We start from the raw sequence: 21974 nt of genomic DNA, 5'->3' as shown, positions 1-21974 counted from the left end.
CGACATGCGCGAAGCGCACCGGCACACGACTCCCTCACTTCGCTCGTTCATACCAGTGGCTCCACGCGTAGGAACGACGCGGTGGGCACTGTCGGCGCGACCGTGGTGGGCACCGACGAAAGCACGAACCGGGGCCCAGGATCGGTCGGTGTGCTCGGAACCGTTTTCGGCAGCATGAAGCTCCTCTTGCGGAAGACGGGGGGCGACAGCGGGTTACGCACCGGACGGTGCGCCCCAGGTGCCTCTTCGACGATCAGGTGGGCATTGGTGCCACCGAACCCGAACGAGCTGACGCCCGCGGCACGGGGCCTGCCGTCGTCGGTGCGCCACTGGCGCAGCTCGCGGTTGATGTACAGCGGCAACCCGGCGAACGCGAAACGCGGGTTGAGGTTTTCGCAGTGCAGCGAAGGCGGCAGCGCACCATGGTGCACCGCGAGAATCGTTTTCACCGCGCCGGCAATACCGGCCGCCGAAAGTAGATGGCCGATATTGGTTTTCACGCTGCCGACCGCACACGGTTGGGGTCCGCGCGAACGGTCGCCGAGTACGGTCGCCAAGGCCTTCAGTTCGATCGGGTCGCCGATCATGGTCCCGGTGCCGTGCGCTTCGATATACGACAGCGCGTCGGGCGACACGCCCGCCGTGTCGAGGGCGGCGGTGATGACCTCGATCTGCGCGCGCATATTGGGTGTGGTGATGCCCATCGTGTGCCCGTCGTTGCCGATCGCCGAGCCGCGCAGCACCGCGTAGATCCGGTCTCCGTCGTGGACCGCGTCGTCCAGACGCTTGAGCAACAGCAATGCCGCGCCCTCCCCCGGCACGAAGCCGTCGGCGTGCTCGGAGAAGGTAGCGCAACGGCCGTTCGGCGACAGCACACCGGCTGCGGCCAGGGTCACGAACGGTGCCTCGTCCAACAGCACCTCGACGCCACCGGCCAGTGCCGCGTCGAGTTCGCCTGCGCGCAGCGCCTGGCAGGCCAGGTGCACCGATACCAGCGACGACGAGCAGGCGCTGTCCAGTATGAGATTGCCCGCATGCCAATCGAAGTAGTCGGAGATGCGGGCGGCGATGAAGTTCTGCCCGATGCCGACGATGGTGTGGCGGTCAGCGACCGGAATGCGGTCGAAGTAGTTGGCCGCACGACTACCCGCGTACACCCCGATCCGGCGGCCCGCGAGCTCGTCGCGGTGATAGCCGGCATCCGCGGTCGCCAGCACAGATGCTTCCAGCAGCAGCCGCTGCAGGGGGTCCATCTGCCAGGCGAGCGCGTCACTGATCCCGAAGAACCCGGGATCGAACAGGTCGACGCCGTCGACGAAGCCGCCCCATTTGCTGTTGGTCGATCCCGGACCTCCGGTCGGGTGGTAGTACCGCGCGGGATCCCAGCGTGCCGGATCGACCTCGCGGATACCGGATTCGCCTGCCGCGAGCATGCGCCAGAACGCGTTCGGGTCGTCACCGCCCGGCAGGCGGCAGCCGATTCCGACGACGGCGATCGGCGCGACCGAGCCAATACGCTGGTTGCCCGATGCCGGCAGTGCGCCGGTGCGATGCGGGCCCACGCCGTTGGTCGCGCCACCGTCGACTGCGCCCCGCGGATCTGGATCGCCATGGGGTTGCGCCCGCTTCGGATGTGATGGGGCGGCGAACAGATCCGGATGCTGGTCGGTCAGTAGATCGGCCAGTGCGTCCAGGGTTGGGTACTCCAGCACCAGTGCCGGATCGAAAGGTTGTCCGGTCACCTTCTCGATGCGGCGTACCGCGGAAGCGATGAGTACGGAGTCGGCGCCGTACTCGTCGAAACGCTTGTGCCCCTCGAAACGGGCGGGCGCGAGCTTCAGCTCATCGGAGAAGATTCGCAGCAACTCCCGATAGGCCCGACTCGATCCGCCATGTGCGCCCGCATCGACGGCAGGCGTAGCCACGGCAGGCGTAGCCACGGCCGGACCGGAGACCGCGTTGCGCTTCGACCGGTGGAGCGAGAGCTGCAGTGGCGCACCGTGATAGGGCAGGACGACCGGTGCGTCGGGCAGGCCGAGGATGCCGTCCAGGAGATCGAAGCCCTCCGCTGCCGTCATCGTCGGCAATTCGGTCGACCGATAGGCCGACGTCGTCACCGCACCGAACCCGGTGCCGCGGAAAGACGGCCACTCGATCGAACGGAACCACGTGCGGCCGTTGGCGTGCTGGGCCTCGGCAAAGCGGTCCAGGTGTGCGTTGGCCATCGCGTAGTCGGACAACCCGACTGCGAGACCGGGCAGGACGGCCGAGACCGAGGAGAACAGCACGAAGAAGTCCGGTCGATCAGCGGCGAGCACCGCGGCGAGCACCGCCGTTCCGGCGATCTTCGGCGCCAGAACGTCTGCCACCGCGGGCGCGGTCTTGCGGACGAAGGCGGGACTGTCCACGGAAACAGCGCCCGCGCAGTGCAATACGCCGCCGATCGGGCCGAGCTCACGCCGGACCTCGGCAACGAAATGGGTCAATGCCGCCTCATCGGTGAGGTCGCCGAAGTAGGTGCGTATCGCGATACCTCGGTCGCGCAGCGCGGACAGCCGCCGCACCTTGGCCGCGTGCGGCCCGTCCGAGTCGGCCAGTCCTGGCCATTCGGATTCGGGCGGCAGCGCCTCCCGTCCTAGAATGGCCAGCCTGCGGGCGCCGCGCTCCACGAGCATGGCCGCGAATTCCGCACCGAGGCCGCGGGTTCCGCCGGTCACGACATAGGTGCGGGCGGGATCGACGACGAGTCCGCTGCGCGGTGCCACCGGTTCGAGCCCGACGGTCGAACGTCGCCCGCCCTGGTACTGCACGCGCGGGGCTTCGTCACCCACGGACGCGCACTCCGCGCCGAGGATCTCGATCAGCGAGTGCGGATCGGCGCAGACGGCGCCGCGGTGGGCGACCAGATGCACACTGCGGGTGTGTACATCGCCGATCTCATCGGCGAGAGCCGCGACCAGTCCGGCGAGCGGCGTGCACTCCGGCCCGTCTGTGCCCGGGGTGCCCGCCGCCACATGCAGCAGTAACAGGGCACGCGAACGGCCGTCGATCACGCCCTGGTACAAGCCCATTCGGCCGAGATCAGCAGTCGGTCGGTGACCGGAGGGCAACGGGGCGAGATCGCAGAGATCGATCACGCTGTCGGTGTCCGAGTACCGAGCCAGCAGTGCACGACCGAGTTGGGCGCCCGCTGCGAAGTCGGTACGGTCGAGGTCACCGTCTCGTGGGGCATCGGTGACCCGGATCAGGCGCCGCTCCCCGAGTGTTGCCCGCAGTGCCTCGACGAAGGATGCGGGTGTCCGGGAGTCGTACAAGACCAGCGGCAGGCGGTCGCGTATATCACCGCGGCCGGGTTCCGTGGGCCGCCACACGGGAACGAGTGCACGCCGTTCCGCGCGCACGGCAACCGCTTCCGCCCCGGTGGGGATGGTTTCGAAGGTGGCGCTGCGGGCCTGCCCATTCCTGGCACGCGTTCCGGCATCGACGGTGGTTCCGAGATCGGCAACGCTTGCTGCCGGCGCCGCGGAGGGGGTTGCGTCGTCCGCTGTCGGACCATCGTTTCGGTCCACGACGTCGGGAATCCAGTAGCGTTCGCGGGCGAACGGATAGGTCGGTAGCGGGATCTGACGATGGGATTCGTTGTTGCACACGGTCTCCCAATCGATCTCGGCACCGTTGAGCCAGTTCGCGATGCGCTGATCGGCGGCCGCTCGCGCTGAACCGCGCGCGCCGGGCGCGTCTTCGACCCAGGTACGAACCGCTGCCCGGAGTTCGTCCAGATCGCGCGCTATGAACGCGGTTCGCGCGCTGCCCGCCAGCCTGCCGACCTGCATTGTGTGCGCAAGATCGGCCAGGTTCGGCCGTTGGGTGGTGAGGAAACGATCCAGTGCCGCAACGTATTCGGTGAGACGATCTGCATCCCGCGCCGACACGGGCACGATCTGATCGTCGACCCATCGGGTGACCGGGCGCTGGTCCACGTATTCTTCGAGCACGACATTCGCATTGGATCCTCCGGCGCCGAATGAGCTGATCGTCGCCCGGCGCGGCTGCCCAGGACCACCGGACGGCCACGGCAGCGGTCGCTCGGGAATTCGGAACCGAGTGCTCGCGAAGTCGATGTTCGGGTTGGCCGGCGTCGCGTGCAGTGAGGGCACGATGGTCTCGTGGCGCAGTTGGAGCAGCACTTTGGTCAGTGCCGCCACACCTGCCGCGGCCTCCAGATGCCCGACGTTGGACTTCACCGAGCCGATGGGCAGCTCGGCCCGCTCGGTTCCGCCGAATACCTTGGACAGGCCGGCAATTTCGATGGGGTCGCCGAGTGCGGTTCCGGTGCCGTGTGCCTCGATGTAGGACACCGAATCCGGATCGACGTCGCCGGTGCGTAGCGCCGAACGGATCACTGCCGCCTGCACCGTCGGGTTGGGCACCGTGAAGCCGTTCACCCGGCCGCCATGGTTCACCGCGGTGCCCTTGATGACCGCGTGGATGGTGTCGCCGTCTGCCTCGGCGTCGGCCAGCGGCCGCAGCACGAGCGCGCCGACCCCCTCTCCGGCCACATATCCGTCGCCGCCCGCCCCGAAGGATCGGCAGCGCCCGTCGGTGGAGGCGAACTGCCCCTGGCTCAACGCCACGAACTTGTACGGGTGCAGCGACAGGTTGACCCCGCCGACCACGGCCATCCGGCACTCCCCGGTGCGCAAGCTCTGACAGGCTAGATGCAGCGCGGTCAGCGAGGAGGAACACGCCGTGTCCACCGCCATGCTCGGCCCCTGGAAATCGAGCGCGTGCGACACCCGATTGGCGACACTCCAGAAAGTCGAAGCGGGCAACGTGCCGCGTCCCAGCCGCGACTCCTCCGCGCCGAACATCTGGTAAGTGCCCCACATGATGCCGACGAATACCCCGGCCTCTTCGGGGCGCAATCCACGCCGCGCCAGATCGGCCCTCGTATGTCCCGCGTCTTCCAAAGCGGACCAAGCTGTCTGCAGAAACAGTCGTTCCTGCGGATCCATCACCTCCGCCTCACGCGGCGAGATCGCGAAGAACAGCGGATCGAAACAATCGACATCGTCGAGGAACCCGCCCCACTTGGTGTAGGAGGTATACGGGTTGTGCCGATCCGGAACGAAGTATCGCGAGTGATCCCACCGCTCCCGCGGAATCTCGGTAATGCAGTCGCGCCCCTCCAGCAAGACCCGCCAGTACTCTTCCAATCCGTCCGCTCCCGGATACCGACCGCTCACACCCACAATGGCGATATCCCCGACGCCCTCGTCCGAGCGCTCCCGCCTGGCCGGCGCGAGACCGGTGATCCGTAGCGCCTCCGTATCGGCCGGGCTCGGCGCGGAGACCTCATGCTGTCGCGACACCGCTTCATGAGCTGGTGTGTTCACAGATCCGGGCGAACTGCGAACGAACCCGCTCGCGGACAACTCACCCCGCAGCGCAACCGAGGTGCGCCCTGGCTCATCCTGGGCAGCCGACGAGTAATGGGCGGCACGTTCCGCGGACACTTCGTACTGCTGCACAACCGAATCCCGTGCCGACACACCCACCGGTGCGATCGGGTATACGGCAGATACCCCGTCCCGCCGCGAAACCGGCTCTTGCACAGCCGTTCCCAGCTGCACGAGCAGGTCGATGACCGCACGCGGGGTCGGATATTCGAATGCCAGCGTGGCGGGCAGGCGGTGCCCGACGGCGCGAGACAGCTCGTCCCGGATCTCGATGGCCGCGACCGAATCCAGGCCGAGTTCGTGCAGTGGACGATCGAGGTCGGCGTCGGGAGCCAGGCCGATACAGTGCCGGACCAGCGCCGCCATCTCGGCGTCGAATCCGGTCCGATCGTGGATGACCCTGCGCTCCACCGCGACGGAAGTCGGGGCCGGCGGCAGTGTGCCGCCGGCGGCGAGGCCCGCCAGCACCTCGGGCACCTCAACACCGGACCGGCGCAGGGCGGGCAGGTCGAGCGGCAGTGCCATCAGGGCGCCACTCTCCGAATCCATAGTGTGCGAAAGGATTTCGAGTGCACGGCGCTCGGAGAGCAGGTAGTAGCCGCGGCGGGCGAGGCGTTGCACATCGCCGGCGCCGAGCCGGTCCACCATGCCTGTTCCGGCCCAGGGTCCCCAGGCGATCGACAGTGCGGGTAGGCCAGCGGCGCAGCGCAGCTCGGCCAATCCGTCCAGGAACGCGTTGGCCGCACTGTAGCTCGACTGGCCGGGCAGGCCGACCACCGCGGACGCCGAGGAGAACAGCAGGAAAAACCGCAGTGCGCGTGGTGCGGTCAGGTCGTGCAGATGCCAGGCGCCGTGCAATTTCGGCGCGAGAACGCGGCCCATTCGGGTCGCGGACTGCTCGACGATCACCCCGTCATCGAGGACACCCGCCAGGTGAACAACCCCGGCCAGCGGTGCGAGTTCACGGTCGATCCAGTCCAGGGTGGCCGCTACCGCAGCACGATCGGCCACGTCGAGAGTGCGGATCTCGATATGCGCGCCACGTTCTCTGAGCTCGGTGATCAGCTGGAGTGCCATGGCGTCCGGGGCATTGCGCCCGGCCAGGACCAGGCTTCGGGTGCCGCGGTCGACGAACCAGCGGGCCAGGGTCCGGCCGATTCCGCCGAGCCCCCCGGTGATCAGCACCGTCCCCTCGGTGCTCAGCACCGTCTGCGTGGTGGCCGCGCTGTCGAAACCGTTCCGTCCCGGCTCCGGCCGGGATCGCTGGGCGGGAACAAGTCGCGGCAGCAGCCGCTTTCCGCCGCGCAGCGCGAGTTGTCGACGAGGTGTGGTCGAGAGCAGCTCGGCAACAACAGCTTCCGCATCTGCTGCCGATCGATCATCGAGATCGATTATTCGGCAACCGATTTCGTGCTGCTCGAGGTGAGCACTGCGGGCAAAGCCCCACAGTGCGGACTGATCCGGCGCGACCCGATCGGCTGCATCCACCTGCTGGCCGTTGCGGGTGAGCAGCCACAGTGCCGGTTCACCGCTCACGGCCGCTGCCTGCACCAGGTGCAGTGCGCCGAGGACTGCCTGCTGAGCCCGGTCCGGCGTCATGTCATCGGCGGCCGACACCGGCGTCGTGTAGACAATGCCGCGCAGCGGCGTTCGCCCGTCGCTTGCCGCGCCGAGCAAGGCCCGCACCGCCGCCGGGATGCCGAGGTCCACTTCGAACTCGTCGTCCGCGAGGAACCCGAATCCGGGGCCGGGCCGCGCTACTGCGCAGTGTGCGCCCGATGCCCGCAGACCGGCCGCGACCGCGTCGCCGGGGCCGCCCACGGTGCCGACGACGAGCCAGCGGCCCGCAGCAGCGACTTCTGTGACCGGCCCGGCATCCCGCCAAGCCATGCGGTAGACATCCTGAAGGGCTGCCTCGCCGTGGGTGGTCGGCGACAGCTGGACTGCGGGTCGGGCGTCAGAGCGGTCGGTGGCCGTCTGCACCACTCGCAGACCGTCGGCGATCAGCACGGGAGCACCCTCCTCATCGAGCAGCAGAACGTCGGCGACACACAGCTGCGGCGTCTGCTCGAGAACACGCACATGGCCGTATCGGATTCGCCCGCCGACGGCCGGAACGCTCACCCGGTCGATGGCCATGGGCACCCAGGTGTGCGTCCCCGCCTGCGGCGCCATCGCGGCATAGGTTGCCTGGAAGGCCGCATCGAGTAGGACTGGTTGCAGCAGGTCGGCGTCGGGGTCGGCGTCGGGATCCGACATCCTGACCACAGCTTCTCGATCACCGGTCCGAACCTCGACGACACGCTGGAACGCCGGACCGTAGTGCAGACCGGCGACGGCGAGCATCCGGTAGAAGTCGTCGGCGGATTGCGCTGCGGTGCAACGATTCAACAGATCGGTGACGGTGAACTCGACAGTGGTTCGGATAGCGCCCGTGGACACCTGCGCACGAGCGTGGGTGTGCCAGCCGTCCCCCACGCGGCTCGCGACCTCCACGATGAAACCGGCGATCTGCGGCGCGAAACGTAGCTGAACGAGATGGTCCGCCGTCAGCATCAGACCGCTGGCGATCACGAGATCTTCGATCGTGACGACCTCGGCACCGGTCACCTCCCGTGTCGTCGCCACGATGGTCGCGACGAACCACGCGGCGGGAACCACCACGTCATGATCGACCACGTGATCGGACAGATAGCGTGGTGCGACCGGCGCAAGGGTCATAGCGAAATGCGTGACGTCGCCGGGCAAGTCGAGACGGCGCGGAAGATACGGAAGCGGCGTGTGTACTGCTGCAGTAGACGTGGCGGCAGTCGGTCGATGAAGATCATCTCCGAGTCGGTGCGCGGCCGCGTCCGGCTCGTTCGGACTCGGCGCCATGGGCTTGCGTGGCTGGTCGACCCAGTACCGCTGCCGCTGGAAGGGGTAGGTCGGGGCGAGGACCCGTCGTGGCGCATGCGGCCGGTGCACGCGTTCCCAATCGATGGCGACGCCGCCGACGTACAGCTGCGCCAGCGCATCCGCTGTCATCTCTCGGTCGTCGCGGCCGCGCCGCAATGCCGCGACAAACCTCGCGGGACCCTCGATCGCGCGACTGCCGAGCGCCGAAAGCGTTGGTTGCGGACCAATTTCGAGGAAGGTGCCGATCCCGAGTTCGGTCAGGGCCCGCATCCCCTGCACGAAGCGAACCGGCTGTCGAGCCTGTCGCGCCCAGTACTCAGCCGTGAGCTCGCCGGCACGCACGGGGGCACCGGTGACATTCGAGATCATCGGGATCGCGGGATCCCGCAGCACGGTGCGCCGTGCGGCTTCGGCCAGATCATCGAGAATCGGGTCCATCAGAGGTGAATGGAACGCATGCGACACAGTCAGGGCAGTTGCGCGAATTCCTGCCGCTGCCAAATCATCCTGCAGCAATCCGAGCGTGCTGCGCGGCCCGGCGACCACGACCTGAGCCGGACTGTTGAATCCGGCGATCGCCGCCGCGGGCGCATAGCGTTCGAGTGCCGGGGCGAGCGCCGCCGAATCGGCCTCGACCGCCAGCATTCCGCCACCATCCGGCAGGCTTTGCATCAGCCTGCCGCGCACGGCGATCAAGCGCAGCGCATCGTCTACCCGCATCGCCTCGGCCGCGCATGCGGCCACATACTCTCCGACACTGTGGCCCAGCACTGCGGCGGGCACAATCCCCCAGTCACGCCACAGCTCCCACAGCGCCCACTCCACGGCGAACAGCGCAGGCTGGGTGAATACCGTACGGGCGAGCGTGTCTGCGGACGCACGGTCACCGTACAAGGCATCGAGCAGCCCCATTCCGTCGCTGATCGGCCCCAGCACGTCGTCGCAGTGTTGCAATGTCCGCCGGAACACCGGTTCGGTCTCGAACAATCCCCTGGCCATGCCCGGATACTGGGATCCCTGCCCGGTGAACAGCACTGCGATCTTCGGTGCGGCCGAGGCGCGCTCGACCCGGCCTCGCAGCACCGACCGCGCATCCGCTGCCGCAGCGCGCAATCGAGCGGCGGCGGTATCCGCCGTTGCCGCGACCACAGCCAGGCGCTCCTCGAAGTGGGTACGCCCGGTAGCGGAGGTGTAGGCGAAATCGGCGAGCTCGCCGACGGTCCCACTCAAACAGTCCGCCCAGCCATTCGCCGACTCGATCAGTGCGGCGTCGTCACGCGCTGAGACGACCAGCACCTGTGGTGCCGAAGCGATGTGACGACGAACGGGTTCCGGTGTGGCCTGTTGCAGAATGAGGTGTGCATTGGTCCCGCTCATGCCGAACGAGCTGACACCGACCGTGCGACGGCGGCCGGTCTGGGGCCACGCTCGCGGCTCCCGCACAACCTCCAGCGGTAGCCCCGACCAATCGATGAGCGGATTGGGCGTGTGGAAATGCAGGCTCGGCGGAATCATCGCGTGCTGCACCATCAGGACGGCCTTGATCACACCGGCGACACCGGCCGCCCCTTCGGTGTGCCCGATATTCGTTTTGACGGAGCCGATGAGCAGCGGCACGGTGCGGTGCTCGCCGTAGACCTCGGCAAGTGCCGCCGCCTCGATCGGATCGCCCAACGGTGTGCCGGTACCGTGAGCTTCCACGTAGTCGACTTCGCCCGGCCGGATTCCCGCTTGCCCCAAGGCATCCCGGATGACCCGCTGCTGGGCCGGGCCGTTGGGTGCGGTGAGCCCGTTGGACCTGCCATCGTGATTCACCCCAATACCGCGCACCACCGCGAGCACCCGGTCGCCGTGCTCGCGGGCCGCGGATAGTCGTGTCAGTACCAGCACACCGCAACCGTCCGCGCGGACATAGCCGTCGGCGTCGGCGTCGAACGCCCGCGACCGGCCGTCCGGCGATAGCGACGCCAGACGGCAGAACCCGATCGTGGTTTCCGGTGCCAGCTGCAGATTGACCCCACTCACCAGCGCCAGATCGCAGCGCCCCGCCCGCAGGCCGTCCCACGCCGACTGCACGGCGACCAGCGACGAGGAGCATGCCGTGTCGAGCGTGACCGCGGGACCCTGCAACCCGAGCGCGTAGGCCACCCGGCCGGCCGCGACGCTCGGCGCCGAACCGATCACGGAGTAAGCGCCGATCGACGCCGGATCTGTTGCCTGCGTGGCCGTTCCGGGATACTCACTGAAACACATACCGACGAAGACTCCGGTCCGGCTGCCCGCCAAACTCCCCGGCGCCCGCCCGGACCGCTCCAACGCCTCCCAGCTCGTTTCCAATAGCAGGCGCTGCTGCGGATCCATAGCCCTTGCCTCGGCCGCGCCGATGCCGAAGAAAGCGGGATCGAATTCGTCGGCGCCGTCAACGAATCCACCCCATCGGGTGTACATCGCGCCGAGAGCGGCGGGGTCCGGGTCGTAGAAGGCGTCGATGTCCCAGCGCTGCGGCGGGACCTCGGTGATCGCGTCCCGGCCCGCCCACAGCAGCTCCCAGAACTCCTCCGGGGTACGCACGCCGCCCGGGAACCGGCAGGCCATGCCCACGATGACGATCGGATCGTCGTCCTCGCCACCGATGTGCGTGACGTTGTCGGCGTCTCGTTCGTGCCGAACGGCGGTCCCCACCCCCTCGAACCGGTAGTCGATCTCCGGTTGGTCGAGGTCCGAGTGAGCGACTTGGCTCGCGCCGTTCGAATGGTCGAGTTTGACGTCAGTACCCTTGCGCTGCAACAACTTCGCTATGTCGCGCACGGTCGGGTAGTCGAAAACGAGTCCGGCGGGCAGGGGTGCACCGATCTCGGTGGCCAGTGCGGCACGCAACTCCATCCCGGTCAGCGAGTCGACGCCGATGTCGTGCAACGGCAGATCCGGATCGAGTTCGGCGGTCCGATCCAGCACACGCATCGCGATGCGCTCTACGAGCGCTACCCAACGGCCCGTATCTCGCTGTGTAGCCGCACTTTCCGAAGGATGCTGCACGTTCACCTGCCCCGTAGTCGCACCAGCATCGATAGGTCGCATGTCAGGGATCGACTCCCGTTTCGCCGCCGCGACCGAAACGCGAGCCGGATAGGCGGTGTACCAACGATCGGCCGAGAAATCGAAGACGCCTGCACAAGGACTGTCGACCGACAGCAATCGGTCCAGTGCCGCGGCAGCGTCCGCCACCCGCAGCGGCGACAGCCCGCGCCGGTCCAGGCGTTGGGTGAGTTCGGGCCGCCCTGCCGCCATCCCGACATCGGCAAAAGGTCCCCACACAATGCTCAGCGCGGACAGCCCGTCGGCACGCCGCCGCCAGGCCAAGGCGTCGAGCGCCGCATTGGCGGCGGCATAGTTCGCCTGCCCCGGAGTGCCCAGCCACCCCGCGACCGACGAGTAGGTGATGAACAGATCCAGCTCCATGCCGCGCGTCAGCTCGTCCAGATGCTGGGCCGCAAGGTATTTCGGGCCGAGGACCGCCTGGAAGCGACGCCAGGACAATTCGGTGACAACGCCGTCATCGAGCACGCCCGCGCAATGGACCACACCCCGCAGCGGCGGCAACCCCGATTCCTCGAACCCGGCGAGCAATTCCGCCACCGCTGCCCGATCCACGACGTCGACCTGACGAGTCACCACGTGAAGACCGTCGGCCCGCAGCGAAGCCACGAGCCGATCGCCCGCGTCATCCGGTCCGCGCCTGCCGACCAACAGCACTGTGCGTGCCCCGCGTGCGGCGAGCCACCGGGCCGCTGCCGCGCCGAGTCCTCCGAATCCGCCCGTGACCAAGTAAGTGCCGGTGCCGGCGACCGTTCGGATGCCGTTCGCCGTTGCACGAGTAGTCTTGCTTTGCAACGTAATAGGACCAGAATGGTGGTGTCGCCACAAGGAACGGAACGCGGTCTGCGCGTCGTCCGCCTCGTACACCGCCGGTTGGTCCCGGACAGCCAACGTACCGTTGTCGAACAGTTCCAGCACCGTGCGCAAGATCGTGCCCAGACGTTCTGGATCGGCCGAATTCGGATCGACCACTCGGTAGTCGATGCCGCGCCCGGCCTGTGCCCCGTCCTCGCGTCGGGACTGGCCCGGATCATCAATATCAATGAATCGTCCATGTGAGCCGACGATTTTTGCGGCACTTGCGGTGAACTCGCCCGCGATCGCATTGAATACGACATCGACACCTCGGCCGTCGGTGAGCGCGTGGAGTTGATCGCCCACACCGTGCGTGCGCCAGGTGTCGACCTGCGGGATATCGAGTCCGACGCCTGCCGCCCATCGGCTGAGGGCGACCGTGCCGAGCACGTGCGCCCCCGCCCACCCGGCCAACTGCACGGCGGCCATGCCGATTCCGTTCGCGGGAGCGTGCACCAGGACATGCTCACCCATCCGCACACCCGCCACCTCGAAGAGCCCGTACCACGCGGTAACGAATGCGGCCGGAATGGTGGCGCCCTCGGTGAATGTCATCCGCGCAGGCAGCGGCGCCACCAGCCGGTGGTCCACCGTGACGTAGCGCGCGAAACTGCCACTCGCCAACGCCACCACACGGTCACCGACGCGGAACTTGGTGACGCCCGCGCCCAGCGCGGTCACGCGACCCGAGCAATCCAGGCCGAGCGGCGCGGGAGCGTCCGGGTGAGTGCCCAACGCCAGCCATAGGTCACGCGGGTTCAGACCGGTGGCCTCGACCGCGATTTCCACCTCGCCCGGCGCCGGCGCGCGACGGGCGGTCGAATCCCAGCGCAATCGGCCCAGGTCACCGGATCGGTGGGCCACCAGGTGGAAGTTGTCCGCCACATCCGAATCCAGCACTCCGTCCGTCAGGTGAGCGGCATGCCACCGGCCGTCGCGGACGGCGAGTTCACGGTCTTCGATCCCGGCGACGAAGCCGGCTGTCACCAGCGCCGTGTCGACCGCGCCTGCCGCCTCCAAATCGACCAGGCGACAATCGAATTCAGGATGCTCGGTGGCAAGAGTTCGGCCCAGCCCCCACATCATGGCCTGCTCCGGGTCGGGGCGGTCGGCGCCGGAGACGCGTTGAGCACCCACCGTGAGCAGCCACAGCGTGGACGGCACACGGTCGGCACCGTCCAGCGCGCGGGCGAGCCGCAGTACTGTGCCGACCCGGTCCGCCGCGGAACCGGTGGTCCACGCGTAGACGATGCCACCCAACGGTGGGCCGGAGAGGAGCGCCGCGAAGTTCCCCTCGCCGGGCTCGATCGACAACCTCTCGCCGAGAACATCTTCCGGACGCAGCACGCTGATCTCGATATTTCGCGCCGACAGCCCGGCGGCGACTGCGTCCCCCGTCGGTCCGTCACTGAACACCAGCCATCGATCTGCGGCGCCCTTGCCGACGGGGAGTTGTTCGCCGATAGCGATCGGTGTCCACTGGAGACGATGGAACAGCCGCTCGATGCGGGCTGCCGCATGCTCGGGACCAGCGGTTTCTACGCGCAGGGCTGGAGTTCGCGCACCCCAAGGGACTGTTGCATACTCAGGACCAGCGGTCTCTCCGCGCAGGACTGTTGGCGCGCCCCTTGGGGCTGTCGCGTTCCGCAGGGCTTCGGCATCTCCTGGGCCTTCGGTATCCCTCAGGCTTTCGGCGTGCCCTAGGGCTGCGGTACCCCTCAGGGCTTCAGCGTCCCGTGGACCTACGGCATCCCGTGCTGCCGCGGCGCTCCCCGCCGCAATGAGGCACGCTCCTCCGATTGTCGCAATCGTGCCGCCGTCGCTGTCGATCAGCGTCGCGTCACCGACGATCACTCGTGCACCGCGATCGGTTACGCGAACACGGCAGCGCACCAGGTCACCGGCCGCACATTCACTGTCGGACAATGTAATTCGATCGATCGAAACAGGCAGATATAGCGTGTCAGGATCGGCGGTCAGCACGATGCTGTGCAAACAGGCGTCGAGCAGAACCGGATCCAACGACACCGACTCACTCGCAGAGGCCCACAGCGAGGTTTCCGATTCGGTCGCGCTGATCCGCCGAAACTCGGCAGCACACCGGTAGTCCTCGCTCAACCACAGCCCCCACTCCGCCACCCGGCCGTAATACGCAGCCCATGCCGCGCCATATCTGGCGTCCCGGTCGTCGAGTGGGACATGGTGGAGAGGTCTTCTGGCAGCTTGCCGCAGCCATGACCCACTCGGAGCCGGTTCCCGATGGCGGGCAGCCGCATGTAGCGCCGCCCGAGCGAAAGGATTCGACTCGGGTTCGATGCCGGAGGTACTGACGAAGCGCACCTCGTATCCGGCTGCCACAGCCTCGATTCGGATCTCGACCGTGCCAACGGACGGGACCGTGAGCGGCGATGTCAGCCGCACATGGGTGATCTCCCAGCGATCGGCCCCGGGCAGCTCGGCCGCGATCCGGGCGAGTTGCGCGACCATCCACGCGGCTGGCACCGTGGGCGCGCCGTGCAGCTGGTGCCCGCTGAACATCTCCGGCTCGACCGCGAGCACGCTGGTCGACAACTTGCCGACCGGCTGCTCACGCGGATCGTCGCCGGCCGGCCGTGTGGGCGTGAGGTCGAGCCAATGACGCTTGCGCTGGAACGGATAGGTCGGCAGTTCGATTCGTCGCCATGTTCGGTCGGAATGCACTGCATGCCAATCGATATCGGCACCCTCGACGTACCGGCGAGCCATTGTCGACAGTTCGCCGGAGCCGGTGGCTCGGTCCGCAACTGTGCCTGCGGCGCTGCTCCCGGTAGCCACCTGCTCGAGGGCCGCACGCAGTTGTGCGGTGGTGTCGACAATGATCGCCACTCGCGCGGCGAAATGCGTGCGGCCGGTATTCGCGCAGGCACAGAGGTCGTGGAGTCTCGTATCGGGATCTGCGATCAGCAGATCCCGATATCGACCGGCCAGTTCACGCAATCCGTCCGCACTCTTCGCGGACAGGGCCAGCAGGTGCCCGCGGGTGTGGTCGAGGGTGTCGGTGTGTGGCGAAACGGGGGCCTCTTCGAGGACGACATGCGCATTCGTGCCGCTGATGCCGAACGCGCTCACTCCCGCCCGACGTGGCCGTGCCGAACGCGGCCACGCTCGCTCCTTCGCGACGACTCGCACACCGATGTCGTCCCAGTCGATGTGCGGATTCCCGGATCGGAAATGCAGGGACGGGGGGATCCGGTCGTGCCGCATGGACTCGACCACCTTGATGATGTTGGCGATCCCGGCCGCGGCCTGCGTGTGCCCGAAATTCGATTTCACCGAGCCGATCAACAGCGGTGTGCTGTCGGGCCGTTCGCTGGTCAGTGCCGAGGCGAGTGCGTTCACTTCGATCGGATCGCCGAGCGCCGTTCCCGTCCCGTGCGTCTCGACATAGTCGATGTCGGATGCCGTCAGCGTCGCGTCCGCGAGCGCCGCGCGGATCACCTTTTCCTGTGCGGGACCGTTCGGCGCGCTCAAACCCTGGCTGCGGCCATCGGAATTGACCGCCGAACCCCGCACCAGGGCAAGTACTCGATCCCCATCGCGGCGGGCGTCCGACAATCGTTTGAGCACCAGCGTTCCCGCACCATCGCTCCACACCACACCGTCGGCGCGGGCGTCGAAGCTCTTACACCGACCGTCCGCGGCCAGCCCGCGCGCCCGCGCAAAATAGATGTCCAGCGAGGGTGTCAGAACCACGGTCGCGCCGCAGGCGAGTGCCAGATCGGATTCCCCGCGCCGCAGACTCTGCATCGCCAAATGCACCGTCACCAACGACGAGGAGCACGCGGTGTCAATGGTCAGGCTCGGACCATTGACACCGAGGAAATACGACAACCGACCCGAAGCGATACTCGCCAGATTCCCCGTGCCGAACCACGCATTCGGCGCCACGCCGGCCCGCGCCATCCGTTCGGCATAGTCGGTCGACATCACGCCGACGAAGACACCGGTGCGGCTCCCGGTCAGCCGGTCCGCCGAATACCCCGCGTGTTCCAATGCCTCCCAAGATGTTTCGAGTAGCAACCGCTGTTGCGGATCGAGCATCCTTGCCTCGCCGATCGAAATATCGAAGAACCCCGCATCGAACTCTTCGACACCGTCGACGAACCCGCCCCACCGGGTATACGTCTTCCCCTCGACATCCGGATCCGCATCGAAGTACGCCTCGACGTCCCACCGATCCCCCGGAACCTCGGTAACGGCATCGGTTTCCTCCGACACCAGCCGCCATAGATCGCCGGGGCTCCGGACCCCACCCGGGTACCGGCATCCCATCCCGATAATTGCGATCGCATCGTCGTACTCACTCGATCCGGCGACATCCTGGACCTGCCGACCCTCGACCTCGGGCCGCCCGTCCTCTTCTGGCCGAGCAGAGGCAGTGACCCGTTCGGCTCCGGCGAAGGTCGGGGCCGTAGCGCGGTCGGGTTCATGTGTCGCCGCGGCGAGCTCGGCTTCATCGGTTGCGGCAAAGGTCGTCTGGTGGTCGGGTTCGCGCACTGCTTTGCCCGCTGCGCGTGGCACGGTCTGTTCGGCTTCGAGTCGGGCAATCTCGTCTGCCACGGCGGCAACGGTCGGGTGGTCGAAGAGCAGCGTGGCGGGTAGCCGGACCCCGAGTTCCGATGACAACGTGTTCCGAAGTTCCACTGCGATCATCGAATCCAGTCCGAACTCACGCAGGGGGGTGCGGTCGGCGACCGGAGTCTTGCGGCCCAGCGCGGTGGTGGCGTGGGCGCGGACCGTGGCCAGGAAGTCCGTCACCGGGGGGTACGCGGCAGAAGCCGGTTGCGTGGCCACAATTGATCGGGTGGCAAGGGCAGGCGGGTAGACGGCGACGACGCCGTCAACAGCCAACAGCGACTTCAGGGTTCGGACCCCGTCCTCGACGTCGAGCTGTGCGACGCCGTGGCGCTCCCAGGCGCGTCGGGCCGCCGCGTTCAGGCCGCGCGCCATGCCGGTGTCTGCCCATGGTCCCCATTGGATGCTCAGGGCGGCCATGCCACCGGCAATCCGAACGCGGGCGAGTGCATCGAGGTACGCGTTCGCGGCCGCGTAGTTTCCTTGACCTGCGACGCCAACGGTGGCGCTGGCCGAGGAGAACAGCACGAAAAGGTCGAGCGCATGGGCAGCGGTCAGCTCGTGCAGATTCCAGGCACCGTCCGCCTTGCCCGCGAACACCCGACGCACCCGCTCAGGGGATTGCTCGATCAACAGCGCGTCATCCAGTGCTCCAGCGCAGTGCACAACCCCTGCCAATCGAGGCAGCCGGTCACCGAATCGGGAGATCAATGTGGACAGTGCATCTCGATCGGCGACGTCGACCTGCACGGTCTCGACCCGAGCTCCGAGCACTGAGATGCCCGCAATCGCCGCTGCAGCTTGCGCATTCGGACCATGTCTGCCGGCCAGCACCACCGTTCCAGCGCCGGCCTCGGCAAGTGTGCGCGCCGCGAGCAGACCCAACGCCCCCAACCCGCCGGTGATCAAATAGGCTGCGGCCCTGTCGAGTTCCATCGCACCGCTGAACTCCGGCAGGCGTGGCGCACGAAGCCCGTCAGCGCGGTGCGTGGTGTCAGGATCGTTCAGCCCCGCTGAGTCGCCGGGCGCCACCGAACGTGGGGCATAACGATCTCGTCCCCGCAGCGCAATCGTGGGATCGACGGCAGCGGTGCGGAGTTCCGCGACGAGCCTGCGGTCATCGGATCGAGCGCGATCCGGCAGATCGATCAGACGGCAACGCAGCTCCGGAAGTTCGGTGCGCACCACAGCCCCGAATGCGCACAGCGCGGCGGCCGCCGGACGCACTCGCTCGCCCGGCGTTACGGCGACGCCAGCAGTAGTGACCAGGTACAGGGGGCCGTCGTGCGCAATACGGGCCAGGGACTGCACGACTTCGACAGCGAGCTCGGTTTCGACACGCGCCGCAATCGCGCTGTCGTCTGCCTCGGCGTCACCGAGATAGACAACCGCCCGACCGGCCTCGCCGAGCATTCCGGCGATGGCGGTCCGGTCGGCCGTCCGGTCGATCCGGACAGCCGGGTGACCCGCCTTGCGAAGTGCCTCGGCCAACCGATCGGGCTGCTCACCGATCCCGATGACCAGCCACGAATTCGGCGCGACCACACCGGGTTCGGCCACCGTCCGCTCCCAGGCCGAGAGGTGAACCAGGTCCGGCATGACGACCTGCTCGTGCGCCGATCGGCCGAATCTCGTCTTCGCGTACCACACATCTTCGATATCGCAGATGAGGTCGCCGTCGTCATCGAAGACCCGGATTCGATTCGTTCGGCCGGTGCGCGTCGCTAGCGCCCACGCCGTCTCGACCTCGTCCGTGCGGTGCACGCGCAATCTGCCGATACCGACCGGCAATTGCCCGGTGTCCCCCTGCCAGGTCACCAACGCGAGCCCGGTTTGCACGGCAGCGTCGAGCAGGTACGGCAGCAGCGCCTGCGGTTCATCGGCCAGCTCTGCGGGGCGAGACAGCTTGGCCAGCATGAAGTCACCACCAGCACGCAGCTGTTCGATCCACCGAAACCGGGGGCCGAACGTCAGGCCTGCCTCGGTGCAGTTCCGATAGAACTCGGCGACATCCCATTCCGCGGCGTCGCTGTGCTCGGCCGCGGCGAGGTCGGTCGTGTCCCCTGGGCGGGTCCGTTCCCAGCGCACCGCCGACGCGGAAACAGCAGCCGCCCTTCCGGGTTCGACGCAGAACCTGATATCGATGCGATCATCAGCCGCGTCGACCACCGGCGCGGCGAGCTGGTCCAACGGAACCGGACGTGCGACAACGAAATCGACAAGTTCACAATCCGCGCCGGCGGCTCGCAGTGCTGCCCATGCCAGATATGCCGCAGGTACCACCGACCGATCCTGGAACCGATGTTCGGCGAGGTACCCGGTGTCCACCTGCGCATCAGCACTCAGCGGCGGCGCTTGACGCTCCCGCGCGAACGGGTAGGTCGGCAGTCCGTTGCGTCGCCGTGCCGGCACCGGCACCACCGCTGTCCAGTTGACATCCGCTCCAGCACAGTAGATCTCGCCGAGGCTGGTAAGGATCGTCGTGTCGTCGGACGAGGAGCGGCGCAGGCTCGGCAGCCGCATCGCCTCGGGATCCACTTGTCTCCCGAAGTCCAGCAGCACCGGATGCGGCCCCACTTCGAGATACGCGTCCACATCGAAGTCTGCCACCGTCCGCATCCCCTCCGCGAAACGCACTGTCCCGCGGGCATGTTCGCGCCAATACCCGGCATTCATCGCCGCGACCTCGAGCAACTGCCCGGTCACATTCGACACCAGCGGGATCGAGGTGATCCGGGATGGCTCTGCCACCAGCTCGGCCGCCTTCGCTTCGAAGTCGTCGAGAATCGGGTCCAGCAATGGCGAATGGAACGCTGTCGAGCCGGGCAACGAGATGGCACGAATGGCACGCTCGGCAGCCAACTCTCGAACTCGCCGCACCGCGGCCTCCGTGCCGGAGACAACGAACTGCCGCGGCCCGTTGAGGGCCGCCACCGCCAGGCTCGGTGCGAGTTCAGCGAGCAGATCCGCGAACTCGGCCTGCGCGCCGAACACTGCGGCCATTGCGCCCTGTTGCGACACGGCCTGCATCAGCCGTCCCCGCTCGGCCGCCAACCGCAACCCTTCCTCGGGGTCGAGTACTCCGGCGACCGTCGCCGCCACCAGCTCGCCGAGACTGTGCCCGAGCACCACATCCGGGCGGACCCCCCACGCGGCCCATAGTTCGACGCACGCCCACTCGACCGCGAAGAGCGCCGGTTGGGCGTATTCGGTGCGCGTGAGCACCTCGTCGCTCACGTCGAATAGCAGCGCCCGCAGCCGCAGACCACCAGGCAGCACACCGAGGATGTCGTCACAGCGATCCAGTGCCGCCCGGAATACCGGGTGACGCTCGTACAGCGCCGCTCCCATGCCCGCGTACTGCGCTCCCTGGCCCGTGAACAGCATGGCGACCCGCGGATTCCGCTCTTGCGGCAACCCCACACGGTGTTGCGGCGCCGCGAGCCGGCTCGCCGCCTCGGCCGAGGTCGATGCGACGATCGCACGCCGGTGCGCGAAGTGTGTTCGCCCGAGCGCCGCGGTGGCGCCGATGTCGGCGAACGGCAGCTTCGTGCGTGCCAATGCCGAGCCGTACCGCGCGGAGAGTGCCTCGAGGGCCGCTTCGGACCGCGCCGAAAGGGCCAGCACCGCAGGCATTTCAGGGACCGTTACGCTTTCGGTGGACGCGGCGGCCGCCTCGAGCACCACGTGCGCGTTGGTCCCAGCGAACCCGAACGAACTCACTCCGGCCAACCGCGGCCGGTCCGCCTCCGGCCATTCGACATCGCGCGTCGGCACCGCCAATGCCGTGCCGTCGAGCGCGATTCGCGGATTCAACGTGTCGAATTCGCGCTGGCGCAGGATCTGTCCCCGCTGCAACAGCAGCACCGTCTTGATCAGTCCCGCGATCCCCGCGGCCGCTTCCAGATGCCCGATCTGCGACTTCACCGAGCCGAGCAAGCACACCGACTCGTCGGACCGCGGCGCACCCAGAACCTCTGACAACGCTTCGATTTCGATCGGATCTCCGAGTGGGGTTCCCGTTCCATGGGTCTCCACATAGCCGATCTGCGCCGCGTCACAACCCGCGTCGGCGAGTGCCGCGCGCAGCAACTCCCGCTGTGCCACGGGATTCGGCGCGGTCAGCCCCATCGACCGACCATCGTGGTTCACGCTCGAGCCTCGAACGAGCGCACGAATCTCGTCGCCGTCCGCGATCGCGCGCGACAGCCGTTTGAGCACGATCACGCCCGCGCCTTCGCCGCGTACATACCCGTTCGCTCGTGCGTCGAATGGTCGGCACCGGCCGTCGGCCGACAACGCGCCCATCCGCGACAACGCCGCCGAAGTCAGCTCGGACTGCAGCAGATTCACCCCACCGGCCAACGCGACGTCGCACTCCCCCGACCGCAGGCTGCGACACGCTTGGTGCACGGCGACCAGCGACGACGAGCAGGCCGTGTCGAGAGCGACGACGGGACCGCGCAAGCCGAGCAGATAAGCCACCCGTCCCGCGACGACGCTCGACATCGTTCCGGTGAGCGTGTGTGCGTCGACCGACCGCACCCAGTCCGGCGTGATGGTCCGCTGATACTCCTGCCAACTGACGCCCAAGAAGACGCCGGTTCTCGTCGAGGCCGCACTTTCGGGCAGTAGCGCAGCGTCTTCCATTGCCTCCCAGGCAACTTCGAGCACAAGACGTTGCTGCGGATCCATCGCGGCGGCCTCCCGCGGCGCGATTCCGAAGAATTCGGTGTCGATCGCGTCGATCGGCGCGTCGAGCAAACCGGCCCGGCGCAGTCCGCTCTGCGGTGCCGGATCGGTGATCGGCCACCGGTCCGCCGGGACCTCGACGATGGCGTCGCGCCCCGAGATCAGCAGGTCCCAGTAGTTGTCCGGATTGTCTGCACCGCCGGGAAACCGGCAGCCGATCCCCACGACGGCGATCGGTTCGTGCGTGTGCCGCTGCGCCTCCAACTCCTGAATCCGGCGTAGTGCCCGCGTCAGCAAGACCCGTAGGCCATACCCGTCATCCGCCATTTGTGCCGCCAACCACAATCACACCGGGAGTTG

General features: G+C 67.7%; 1 protein-coding gene. It reads right to left on the bottom strand.

What is annotated here, in order from left to right; all coding sequences use genetic code 11:
* Positions 1-47 precede the first annotated feature (47 nt).
* A complete protein-coding gene (locus tag ACLMAL_RS28035; RefSeq protein WP_412001825.1) occupies positions 48-21941 on the bottom strand; it encodes an SDR family NAD(P)-dependent oxidoreductase in 21894 nt (7297 codons plus the stop codon).
* Positions 21942-21974 lie beyond the last annotated feature (33 nt).

This window comes from Nocardia sp. CWNU-33, from assembly GCF_046764895.1.
Lineage (GTDB): Bacteria > Actinomycetota > Actinomycetes > Mycobacteriales > Mycobacteriaceae > Nocardia.
The sequence above is the reverse complement of the archived record's forward strand: the minus strand, read 5'-3'. Positions and strand labels throughout refer to the sequence as shown.